The organism is Clostridium sp. HBUAS56010, from assembly GCF_007115105.1.
In the GTDB taxonomy this organism is placed as follows: Bacteria; Bacillota; Clostridia; order Lachnospirales; family Lachnospiraceae; genus Lacrimispora.
The window spans coordinates 300528-312037 of record NZ_SULJ01000001.1; the positions used below are offsets into that span (position 1 = coordinate 300528).

Below are 11510 nucleotides of genomic sequence, written 5' to 3' on the forward strand. Positions count from 1 at the left end.
ACTTGAAAGGGGAATCGTGATGATAAAAGTAGCTGTAGATGCCATGGGCGGTGATTATGCACCAACTGAGATGGTTGCAGGTGCAGTGGCGGCTGTTAATGCGAATAAGGAGATCCAGGTTCTCTTAGTAGGGCAAGAGCATATTGTATCTGAGGAATTATCAAAGCATACCTATTCAAAAGATCAGATCCAGGTGATCCATGCGTCAGAGGTAATCGAAACGGAAGAACCTCCGGTTAATGCCATACGAAAGAAGAAGGATTCTTCTATTGTTGTTGGAATGAATCTGGTAAAGAAAAAGGAAGCGGATGCGTTTGTTTCAGCAGGCAGTTCCGGTGCCATATTAGTTGGCGGGCAGGTAATTGTCGGTAGAATCAAAGGGGTGGAGAGACCACCGCTGGCACCGTTAATTCCTACAGAAAAAGGTGTTTCCCTGTTGATTGACTGTGGAGCCAATGTGGATGCAAGACCATCCCATCTTTTACAGTTTGCCCGGATGGGGTCCCTTTATATGGAACATGTAATGGGGATTAAGAATCCACGGGTTGCCATTGTTAATATTGGTGCAGAGGAAGAAAAGGGGAATGCCCTTGTAAAAGAAACATTTCCACTGTTAAAAGAGTGTGAAGAGATCCGTTTTACCGGAAGTATTGAAGCCAGAGAGATTCCGCAGGGCGGGGCAGACGTGATTGTCTGCGAAGCATTTGTAGGCAATGTGATCTTAAAGCTTTATGAAGGTGTGGGAGCAACTTTAATCAGCAAAGTGAAAAGCGGTATGATGGGAAACTTAAGAAGTAAAATTGGAGCTTTGCTTGTGAAACCAGCTTTGAAGGAGACATTAAAATCATTCGATGCATCCCAGTACGGCGGAGCACCGCTTCTTGGGCTTAATGGTCTGGTTGTTAAGACTCACGGGAATTCAAAGGCAATAGAAGTAAAAAACTCCATACTTCAGTGTGTAACCTTCAAAGAACAGGGAATTAATGATAAGATAAGAGAAAGTCTTAAATCAAAGAATGAAGGAAATCAAGAATAGGAGAGAGGAAAGAAAAATGGAATTTGAAAAATTACAGAACATTGTTGCAGAGGTATTAAATATTGAGGCGGATGAGGTTTCTATGAATTCTACATTTGTGGATGATCTTGGCGCTGACTCCCTCGATGTGTTTCAGATTATTATGGGCATTGAAGAGGAATTTGATATCGAGATTCCAACGGAAGTGGCAGAGAACATCGTTAGTGTCAGTGACGCAGTAGAACAGATCAAGAATGCTTTAAATTAATAGATGTGGGTGCTGCAGGGACTTTTTTGTCTGTCCGCAGCACCTTCTTTCATAATTGGGAAAGAGGGATTGTATGAGTAGAAGTTTAAGAGAACTGGAGGAACGGATCGGCTATCGTTTTTCGGACAAGCATCTGATGACGCAGGCAATGACCCATAGTTCCTACGCCAATGAACATCGGTTAAATAAATTGGAATGCAATGAACGGCTGGAATTTTTAGGCGATTCTGTGCTTGAGATATTCTCCAGTGAATGTCTGTACCACAAATACCCTGATAAGCCGGAGGGTGACTTAACAAAGATACGGGCGAGCATTGTCTGTGAACCAACCCTGGCGTATTGTGCAGAAGAAATAAAGCTTGGGGAGTATTTACTTCTTGGAAAAGGGGAAGAAGCAACAGGGGGAAGAGGACGTGCTTCTATTGTTTCCGATGCCATGGAGGCGCTGATAGGAGCCATATATCTGGACGGTGGTTTTGCTAGCGCAAAAGAGTTTATCCTTCATTTTATTATGAATGATCTGGAACACAAGCAGCTCTTTTATGATAGCAAGACTATCTTGCAGGAGATTGTACAAAGCCAGACAGAAGAACCTTTGACATACAACCTTTTGCGTGATGAAGGACCGGATCACAATAAAGTATTTGAAACACAGGTTTTGATTGGAAATAAGGTGATTGGGCAGGGAACCGGCAGAACGAAAAAGGCAGCAGAACAGGTGGCAGCCTATAACGGAATCCTGGCACTTAAACATAAGGAGAAATTCTGATCTATGTATTTAAAAAGTATTGAGATACAGGGGTTTAAGTCATTTGCAAATAAGATCATCTTTGATTTTCATAATGGAATCACTGGAATTGTAGGTCCCAATGGCAGCGGTAAGAGCAATGTTGCTGATGCGGTCCGCTGGGTTCTTGGGGAGCAGAAAGTAAAGCAGCTTCGTAGTTCCAGTATGCAGGATGTAATCTTTTCCGGAACAGAACAGCGAAAGCCTCAGGGATTCGCCTATGTGGCAATCACGCTGGATAATTCCGATCAGCATCTTTCGATTGCTTATGATCAGGTAACTGTTTCACGAAGAGTTTACCGTTCCGGAGAAAGTGAATACAGAATCAATGGCAGTGCCTGCCGGTTAAAGGATATCTATGAACTGTTTTATGATACAGGAATCGGAAAAGAAGGGTATTCCATCATCGGTCAGGGACAGATTGATAAGATTTTGAGCGGTAAACCGGAAGAACGACGGGAATTATTTGATGAAGCGGCAGGTATAGTAAAATTTAAAAGGCGAAAAGCAATAGCTCAGAAAAAACTGGAAGATGAGAAACAGAATCTGGTCCGGGTCAATGACATTCTTTCTGAACTGGAGAAACAGGTGGAACCACTTGCCAGGCAGTCAGAGGCTGCGAAGGAATACCTGCGTCTGAAAGAAGATTTAAAACGGTATGATGTGAACCAGTTTTTAATGGAGACAGAAGCATTGCGTTTTCAGATAAAGGAGCAGGAAGACAAAGAGACCATTGTTTCAAGAGATTTAAATGATGCGAAGAAAGATTCTGAGGGAATTCGGGAGAAGTATGACGCTCTTGATGCGTATTTAAGTCAACTGGATGAGTCTGTTACATTCCTTCGCAATGATAAGAACCGGTCTGACATGGAAGCTGGTAATTTAGAAGGCCGTATTAATGTATTGAGAGAGCAGATTAATACGGAACACATGAATACGGAACATATTGAAGCCCGTGCCGCCTCTATTCTTTCTGAGATTGAGTTAAAGAAGGCCCAGGAAGTTACCTATGAGCAGGCGCGTGCCACAATTGCCAGTCAGGTAAAGGAAGCACTTGTAAAACTTGGAGAAGCAGAGAAAATTCTCGCATCAGAGGATGAGAAGATCAGGCTGTTTGAGCAGCAGATTGAAGCTGGAAAAGGACGAATCATAGATCTTCTGAATGAGAAGGCCTCTCTTGCTGCCAGGCAGCAGCGGTACGAAGCCATGCTTGAGCAGGTAAACGTCCGCCGCTCCGAGGTTTGCCAGAAACTATTAAAATATAAAAGCGATGAATCCGAGCAGGATGAACAGATCATCAGCCTTCAGAAAGAATCAGATGAGGTTTCTCAGGAGATTGAGAAACAGGAAGAGGCACAGGCATTTTGTGAAGGCAGAACTGAGGAACTGGAAATCCTGGTAAAAAAACTTAATAAAGATTTAAATGACAGGCAGCAGGAATATCACACCAGTCATACAAAACTGGAATCATTAAGGAATATGGCAGAACGGTATGACGGCTATGGCGGAAGTATCCGTAAGGTCATGGAAGTAAAAGACCGGATCAGAGGAATCCACGGTGTTGTAGCTGATTTAATAACGGTAAAAAAGAAATATGAGATCGCCATTGAGACTGCTCTTGGCGGAAGTATACAAAACGTTGTTACAGATTCGGACCAGACTGCCAAACAGTTAATTGAATATCTGAAAAAGAACCGGTTTGGAAGGGCGACTTTCCTTCCGATTACAAGCATTGGCAACCGAAACTTTTTTCAGCAGGAGAAGGCGTTAAAAGAGCCTGGTGTACTGGGGCTTGCCAATTCCCTTGTGGAGGCTGCCCCTCAGTATGAAGGGCTGATGAATTATCTTCTCGGCCGTGTGGTAGTGGTGGATACGATTGATCATGCCATTGCATTAGCGAAAAAGTTTCAGTATTCTCTCCGGATTGTTACATTAGAAGGGGAGCTGTTAAGTGCCGGTGGTTCCATGACCGGCGGTGCTTTCAAAAACACAAGCAATCTTCTCGGCAGAAAGAGAGAGATTGAGGAACTGGAAGGTGCTTTAAAAAAAGTTCTGGCTGATATTGATCATCTGAATAAAGAACTGACTATGAATGAGGGACTTCTTGCAGAAAGTAAAGAAGAACTGGAAAAGATTCGTAAAGCAAAGCAGAATCTTTATTTAAGGCAGAATACGGTTAGAATAAACCTGCGCCGGGTGGAAGAAAAGAAGACGGAAATCAGAGAATCCTACGGAGACCTGGAGCAGGAGAATATTCAATTGGAATTTCAGATTCATGAAATCACCAACAGTCAGCAGGAACTTTCAGTCCAGGTGAAAAATCTGGAGAACAGAAATCAGGATACAGGAGGAGAACTGGAGTCTTTGAATCAGGCACTGGAAAAATCAAAGACGGACAGGGAAGAATTCTTTAAGAATCTGTCTTCTGTTCAGATGGAGACGTCTGGATTAAAGCAAAAAGATGATTTCGAACTGGAAAATCTTCGAAGAATCAAAGAAGAGATAAAACGTATGGAAGAAGAACTGTCTGGACTGTCCGATGGTTCAGAAGGTTCCAGACAGATTATTGAAGAGAAGCAACGGGAAATCGAAGAATTAAAAGAGAAGATCGGGAAAGAAAAAATCCGCAGCAAGGAACTGGAAGAACGAATCGAAGAAGAAGCGGGCAAAAAAGAACATAAATCCAGAGAACAAAAAGAGCTGTTCCAAAAAAGAGAAGAACTGACGGGCAGAATTGGACTTTTGGATAAAGAACTGTTCCGTCTGCAAAGCCAGAAGGAAAGGCTTCATGAACGATTGGAAGATCATGTCAACTACATGTGGAATGAATATGAGCTTACGTTTTCTACTGCAGAGGTTCTGCGGAATGAGGAATGGACTTCTCTGCCTGATATAAAACGGATGATTGCCTCTTTAAAGGAGGAGATCAGGAAACTGGGCAATGTCAATGTCAATGCCATCGAGGATTACAAGGAAGTTTCTGAACGCTATGAGTTTATGAAGACCCAGCATGATGATCTGGTAACGGCAGAAGGCACCTTATTAAAGATCATTGATGAATTGGATGGAGGAATGAGAAGGCAGTTCGAAGAAAAATTCAGGGAGATTCGTGCAGAATTTGACAAAGTATTTAAAGAATTATTCGGAGGCGGCAGAGGAACCCTTGAACTGGTAGAAGATGAAGATATTTTAGAGGCTGGTATCCAGATTATTTCCCAGCCACCAGGGAAAAAACTCCAGAATATGATGCAGCTTTCCGGTGGAGAAAAGGCATTGACTGCCATTGCCTTATTATTTGCAATCCAGAATCTAAAGCCATCCCCGTTTTGTCTTCTTGATGAGATTGAGGCGGCTCTTGATGATTCTAATGTGGACCGGTTTGCAAAATACCTCCATAAGCTGACAAAGAATACGCAGTTTATCGTGATTACCCACCGACGTGGTACAATGGTATCTGCGGATCGCCTGTATGGAATAACCATGCAGGAAAAGGGCGTTTCGACGCTTGTATCTGTAAACCTGATTGAAGAAGATTTAGACCGTTAAGGAGACTGATTATGGGTGAGAAAAAGGGATTTTTTGGAAAGCTGGTAGCTGGACTGCAAAAGACAAGAGACAATATTATGGCCGGCGTAGACTCCATTTTCAGTGGGTTTTCTGCCATTGATGACGAGTTTTATGAGGAAATAGAAGAAATTCTTATTATGGGAGATTTGGGAATCCAGACCACCATGTCAATTGTAGAAGATTTAAAAAGAAAAGTGAAGGAACAGGGAATTAAAGATCCCTCTGAGTGCAAACAGCTTCTCATGGACAGTATTATGGAACAGATGGACCTTGGAGAGAATGCCTACGAATTTGAACATAAGAACTCTGTTTTGCTTGTAATTGGTGTAAATGGTGTGGGTAAGACCACTTCTGTTGGAAAGCTTGCCGGGCAGATGAAAGATGATGGAAAAAAGGTGATTGTTGCAGCAGCGGACACATTTCGTGCAGCAGCCATTGAACAGCTTACGGAATGGGCGAGAAGGGCTGAGGTAGATATTATTGCGCAACAGGAAGGATCGGATCCTGCGGCAGTGGTATTTGATGCAGTAGCCGCTGCAAAGTCAAGACATGCGGATATTTTGATTTGCGATACGGCAGGACGTCTTCACAATAAGAAGAATCTGATGGAAGAACTTAAAAAGATTAACCGGATTATAGATAAAGAATATCCGGATGCATACCGGGAAACTCTTGTGGTATTAGACGGTACTACTGGTCAGAATGCGCTTGTGCAGGCAAGACAGTTTATGGAGGTAGCGGATATTACCGGAATTATTCTGACGAAACTTGACGGAACTGCGAAAGGCGGCATTGCGGTTGCCATTCAGTCTGAACTTGGAATACCGGTGAAATACATTGGAGTTGGGGAGAAAATTGATGACTTGCAGAAGTTCAATGCGAATGAGTTTGTAAACGCATTGTTTCACGTAGATGAGAAAGAAGAGGCGTAAGTATGTTGACATTGGAAAAGTTCGAAGAAGCAGCAGAAGTTGTAAGCAAGGTAACTCTGGAGACGAAACTTGTATACAGTGAATATTTTTCCGCCCAGACAGGGAATAAAGTATATTTTAAGCCGGAAAATATGCAGTATACAGGGGCATATAAAGTCCGGGGTGCCTATTATAAGATCAGTACTCTGTCCGAAGAAGAAAAATCCAAAGGTCTGATTACAGCTTCTGCAGGGAATCATGCCCAGGGAGTTGCCTATGCAGCAAAGCTTGCAGGAATTCCCGCCACCATTGTTATGCCGACAACAACACCCCTTATGAAGGTAGACCGGACCAAAGGTTATGGTGCTGAGGTAATCCTAAAAGGAGATGTGTTTGATGAAGCTTTAAAGCATGCCAATCAGCTTGCTGAGGAACGTGGCTTAACATTTGTCCATCCTTTTAACGATCTGGATGTAGCAGCCGGACAGGGAAGTATTGCAATGGAGATCATTAAAGAACTTCCTACGGTTGATTACATTCTTGTTCCAATTGGAGGGGGCGGTCTGTGTACCGGAGTTTCCACCTTTGCCAAAATGTTAAATCCTAATATTAAAATCATTGGAGTTGAACCTTCCGGGGCAAATTGTATGCAGGAATCTCTGCGCCAGGGAAAAGTGGTTTCCCTGCCAAGTGTGAATACCATTGCAGATGGTACAGCCGTGAAATGTCCAGGGGACAAGCTGTTTTCTTATATTCAGGAAAATGTGGATGAGGTTATTTCCATTGATGATTCAGAACTCATCGTATCATTCCTTGATATGGTTGAGAATCATAAGATGATTGTTGAAAATTCAGGGCTTCTTACGGTAGCCGCTTTAAAACATATGGATGTAGAAAACAAAAAGATTGTATCCATCTTAAGCGGAGGTAATATGGATGTGATTACCATGGCTTCCATCGTTCAGCTTGGACTAATCCAGAGAGACCGTATCTTTACCGTATCCATTCTTCTTCCGGATAAGCCAGGTGAACTTGCAAAAGTATCTGCTCTGCTTGCGAAAGAACAGGGCAATGTAATCCGTCTGGAGCATAATCAGTTCATTAGCATCAACAGAAACTCTGCAGTAGAACTGCGGATTACATTAGAAGCATTTGGAACGGATCATAAAAATAAGATTATGGAAGCTTTAACTGCACAGGGATACCGTCCGAAGCTGGTAAAATCAAAAGGTACTTACGGGGAATAAATACTTGCAATCAAAAGGGATCAATGCGTTTTTTAAGCATTGATCCCTTTTGATTCTAAAAATCCCCTCATTGCTTTCTGTACTTTTCCTATCATGCGTACGGATACGGTATACCGTTCTTTGTTATCCATAATAAGGCATCCGTCTTCTTTGGAGAATTTCAGTACATGTTTGAAATTTATAATTGCAGAACGGCTGCACTGGAAAAAGGAATCATTTAGAGTGGTATGTATTTCTTTTAAAGATCCCGTTGTCTGACGAATCCCGTTTTTTGTATGAACGACAACTTTATGGTTATCTTCGGAAGTAGTAATAGCCACAATGTCGTCCTGATCAAGAACAAGGGAGTTTTTGTCGATTTTTATAGTTAAAAGCCTGTTTGCTGAAATTAACTGTGCTTTATAGTTGATTTCAGCATTTTTAATACAGCCACAGATTTGTTCCGGTAAAGTCTGTACCTCATCTTTGATAATAAAATCCATGGCTTCCACTTTATACTTAAATGTAAGAACCGCCATTTCGCTGTGGGTTGTCACAAAAACGATGTATCCTCTAGGATCGTATTTTCTGATTTCCTGCGCCAGCTCAATTCCATTTTTATCAGCATGTAAATCAATATCTAAAAAGTATAATCCTGTAACTTTGGATTTCTTCCTTATCAAAAGCAGTTGATCTGGATCCGAAACAGCACAGTATAACTGTGATTCTGTAGAATTCATCAATAGATACTTTTCGATAATTGTTTTCCAACGCAATAATTGTCTGCTGTCATCTTCACAGAGATAAATGTGGATCATTTGTTTACTCCTTCAGTTATATCTTAAACAATGTCAGTTCCTGAATAAAATAGGGGGCTTCATATGCAGTATCCCATACGGCATTTTTATAAGCATTTAAAATCATTGCTGCATTGTATAAACCGACTCCCCGGTTTTCGCCCTTTGTAGAAATTCCATGGCTGCGCAGTTCAAATAAAGAATGGTCTGGTGGGAGCGTAGTATTTTGTATGATGAGATGAAGATTCTCATCCTTATAAAACATACAAAAAATCAGTTCTTTTTCCTCTGTCTCTGCCGCAGCTTCTATGGCGTTGTCCAAAAAGATACCAACAACACGGGAAAGATCCAGGGCATCCATATATAGAGCTTCAATCGGTTCTGTCAGTTCAATCTCAGCTTTGATTCCAGTCTCCATGGAGTAGATGAATTTGGAGGATAGAAGACTTTTCAGTGCTGTATTTTTAACCTTCGATAAGGCCCCCAGCTTTGTATCGGATTCTGAGAATGCGTGACTGATGGGCAAAACCTTTTCTCCATAATACTCAGTCAGACCTTTCATATTATTTTCTTCCATATAACCGGACATGGTACTTAAAATGTTCATGTAATCATGTTTGAACTTTCGCATAATTCCATAGGAATTCTCTAAACGTTCTGTATATAATCTCAGATTTTCAAATTGAGCCATGCGGTTGTTATAAGCCTGTTCGCTTAAAGTGGCTTTATAGATGGAATACATAAGAAAAACAGTGATTCCAAATAATAAAAGAAATATAATTCCATTTAATGCGATGACACCATAATTATAACCCAAATATTCTCCGTAAGAAAAGTTGAAAATATAAAAAAACACCAATATAAAAAGATTAATAAAAATAGCCTTGATCAGATGCTTGTTTGTCAAATATTTTAAAAGATTCAGCTTCTTGTGAATGTACCATCCAATAAATTTCGTGGAAATTCCACAATAAATACTGTAAGTAATGGAAAAAATCATACTCATCCCTTGGTGCGCCAGTAATTCCTGCATATCCATCTTTAATAAAATTCCAGCGGCCCACATAAACAGATAATTAAATGAAATTGTATAAAGATAACCAAATAAATAACAAGACATGTACAGGTAAGATTCTTTTGTAAATAAAAGAATCAGAAGCAACATGCCCACAAAGGTGATATAAGTGCTCGCCTGACCGTATATTCTGTTAAATAGAAACAAACTCCCGAATGCGTATAGAAAAATAAATAATTTACTGGAGTTTTTTAATTTTGATGGAAGGAGGTTTACGCAGGAGAAATAATTACAAAAACCGCCCGTAAATGTGTAAATAAAATAAGTCATATGTATCACCTCGTAAGTAAGTACATCTATTCTACCCTTTTATAAATGGAAAGTAAAGGAAATTGTTTATATAGAATAGACATCTAACGTTTAAGTTCAAAAATTCAACGAAAATTGCAAAAACATTCATTTGCTCGAAAATATGGTAATATAAATACAAATGGTGGTGATAGTTATGAATATTTCGGGAATTGCTGTCGGATTTTGTAACTGGCTGAATAAAATAAATCCCAGAACTCAAGACGAAAACAAAGCGATTCAGTACGGAATGGAGTTGTTACTGGATAATGTGGTAAAGTTTGCAATGATCCAATTGATCGGTGTTTTAATTGGAAAAGGCTTTGAGACCTTTATCATTTTATTATCCTTTTGTGGTTTGAGACTTCAGGCTGGAGGTGTTCATGCAAAGACGGGAATGGGCTGTGGATTCAGCATGCTATTTATTTGGGCAGTTTCCCTCTTAGGAAATAGTTATATTAATATGGATATTTCTGTACTTCCTCTGATTTATGCATTATCTATGCTGATTGTATGGCTTTGTGCACCACGAACCATTAATATCAACTTTTTTAGCCCAAAGGATAAATTAAAAAAGAAGATATCCTCTTCTGTTTTATTGACAGTTTTCATGGCAGTTACATCTGTTTTTCCATCGCTGCGGGAACTGATTATGATTCCAGTTATTTTGGAAGTAATGACATTGCTTCCCCAAAATAAAAAACAAATTGAAGAAGGAGAGAACGAGGGATGAAGAAAACATTAGCAGAAAAAGTTCAAACAATGTTGGTGAAGATTTCTTTGGATTCCGTGGGAAGAAGTATTCCTGCAGGAGTTTATGAAAGAAAAATCCCGCAAGAAGTTTTGAAAATTTACAATGCAAAATAAGCCAATATTAAAAAAACATCTGAACCTGTTAAAAGAACTTTTAACAAAAAGTCCGGTATGAGTATGAAAAAAACATATATCAAAAAGCTTACATAAGGAATTTGATATGAAAAATGATTTACACTGAATGATCAAGGGGGAAATTTTGATAAGTGTTGCAGGTCTCTGTGATTACAATTATCACTATTTTATGAGCAGTTCAGTGTAATATCATTTTGTTTTTCTATTTGTGGGGCAAATAGAAAAGGGAGAAGATTAAATGAAAAGGAATTTGTTTCGGAGATTTCTTGAAAAGGAAGAACATTTTTTTGAGCAAAAGCGCCGAAGGAGAATGATTATTCCTGAAGAATATTTCATTGAGGTGATAACAACCGTTCCAGAGAAAAAATCGGTAGTTGTATATTTGGAATGATATAAAGCAGGTGAAAAGAAAAAACTTGGATTTTTTCTTTTCACCTGCTTCTGTTTTGCCTGTTTTTTTGAAAATCCACCTAAATATAAAAGGTAACAAAAGGATAATCTGTATAATATTATGATAATAAGTCTTTACAGATTAATAAAAACAGGTAAAAACAATGTGTTATAACATGATTATTTACAGTAGATTTGTAATGATGATAGAATAATTGAGGAAAGGAGGGATGAGGATTTACGATGCAAGAACTGTAAGAACAACAAATGATTACGACTATTTATTTGGAGGGGGAAT

The 11510-nt window shown here is 39.8% G+C and carries 10 protein-coding genes; 8 read left to right on the top strand and 2 right to left on the bottom strand.

From position 1 onward, the window contains the following. Positions 1-19 precede the first annotated feature (19 nt). From plsX to ilvA, 6 genes are all read left to right on the top strand, one after another. Positions 20-1036: a phosphate acyltransferase PlsX gene (gene plsX, locus FAY33_RS01435; protein WP_143318979.1), complete on the top strand. Its 1017-nt coding sequence runs from the start codon at positions 20-22 to the stop codon at positions 1034-1036. Between the two features lie 16 nt (positions 1037-1052). Further along, positions 1053-1283: an acyl carrier protein gene (gene acpP, locus FAY33_RS01440; RefSeq protein ID WP_143318980.1), complete on the top strand. Its 231-nt coding sequence runs from the start codon at positions 1053-1055 to the stop codon at positions 1281-1283. Positions 1284-1356: 73 nt separating this feature from the next. Then, positions 1357-2052 (top strand): ribonuclease III, encoded by a 696-nt coding sequence (gene rnc, locus FAY33_RS01445; RefSeq protein ID WP_143318981.1) that lies wholly within the window; start codon positions 1357-1359, stop codon positions 2050-2052. A gap of 3 nt (positions 2053-2055) precedes the next feature. Next, complete coding sequence (smc, locus tag FAY33_RS01450) at positions 2056-5616, top strand: chromosome segregation protein SMC (RefSeq protein WP_143318982.1); 3561 nt, start codon at positions 2056-2058, stop codon at positions 5614-5616. Between the two features lie 11 nt (positions 5617-5627). Continuing rightward, on the top strand, positions 5628-6569 hold the full coding sequence (gene ftsY / locus FAY33_RS01455; protein WP_207705990.1) for a signal recognition particle-docking protein FtsY: 942 nt from the start codon (positions 5628-5630) through the stop codon (positions 6567-6569). 2 nt (positions 6570-6571) lie between these two features. After that, positions 6572-7795 carry a threonine ammonia-lyase gene (ilvA, locus tag FAY33_RS01460; RefSeq protein ID WP_143318984.1) on the top strand — a complete coding sequence of 408 codons (1224 nt, stop codon included), beginning with the start codon at positions 6572-6574 and terminating at the stop codon, positions 7793-7795. 32 nt (positions 7796-7827) lie between these two features. On the opposite strand, the gene FAY33_RS01465 is transcribed toward ilvA, so the two are convergent. After that, the gene (locus FAY33_RS01465; RefSeq protein ID WP_143318985.1) at positions 7828-8592 is read right to left on the bottom strand and encodes a LytTR family DNA-binding domain-containing protein; all 765 of its coding nucleotides are present in this window, start codon (positions 8590-8592) and stop codon (positions 7828-7830) included. Positions 8593-8608: 16 nt separating this feature from the next. Then, the gene (locus tag FAY33_RS19235) at positions 8609-9388 is read right to left on the bottom strand and encodes a GHKL domain-containing protein (RefSeq protein WP_185967455.1); all 780 of its coding nucleotides are present in this window, start codon (positions 9386-9388) and stop codon (positions 8609-8611) included. Positions 9389-10091: 703 nt separating this feature from the next. Between FAY33_RS19235 and FAY33_RS01475 the strand changes: the two genes are divergently transcribed. Both FAY33_RS01475 and FAY33_RS01480 read left to right on the top strand, forming a co-directional pair. Then, positions 10092-10667, top strand: coding sequence for an accessory gene regulator B family protein (locus FAY33_RS01475; RefSeq protein WP_185967456.1), 576 nt, complete (start codon positions 10092-10094; stop codon positions 10665-10667). Continuing rightward, entirely contained in the window at positions 10664-10801 is a 138-nt protein-coding gene (locus FAY33_RS01480) for an exodeoxyribonuclease V subunit alpha (RefSeq protein ID WP_143318988.1), read from the top strand. Before FAY33_RS01475 ends, FAY33_RS01480 begins: the two co-directional genes overlap by 4 nt. Positions 10802-11510: the final 709 nt, after the last annotated feature.

Bases quoted from the DNA above. Each gene is read 5' to 3' on its own strand.
- plsX (WP_143318979.1), top strand. From the start codon at position 20: ATGATAAAAGTAGCTGTAGATGCCATGGGCGGTGATTATGCACCAACT.
- acpP (WP_143318980.1), top strand. From the start codon at position 1,053: ATGGAATTTGAAAAATTACAGAACATTGTTGCAGAGGTATTAAATATT.
- rnc (WP_143318981.1), top strand. From the start codon at position 1,357: ATGAGTAGAAGTTTAAGAGAACTGGAGGAACGGATCGGCTATCGTTTT.
- smc (WP_143318982.1), top strand. From the start codon at position 2,056: ATGTATTTAAAAAGTATTGAGATACAGGGGTTTAAGTCATTTGCAAAT.
- ftsY (WP_207705990.1), top strand. From the start codon at position 5,628: ATGGGTGAGAAAAAGGGATTTTTTGGAAAGCTGGTAGCTGGACTGCAA.
- ilvA (WP_143318984.1), top strand. From the start codon at position 6,572: ATGTTGACATTGGAAAAGTTCGAAGAAGCAGCAGAAGTTGTAAGCAAG.
- FAY33_RS01465 (WP_143318985.1), bottom strand. From the start codon at position 8,592: ATGATCCACATTTATCTCTGTGAAGATGACAGCAGACAATTATTGCGT.
- FAY33_RS01475 (WP_185967456.1), top strand. From the start codon at position 10,092: ATGAATATTTCGGGAATTGCTGTCGGATTTTGTAACTGGCTGAATAAA.
- FAY33_RS01480 (WP_143318988.1), top strand. From the start codon at position 10,664: ATGAAGAAAACATTAGCAGAAAAAGTTCAAACAATGTTGGTGAAGATT.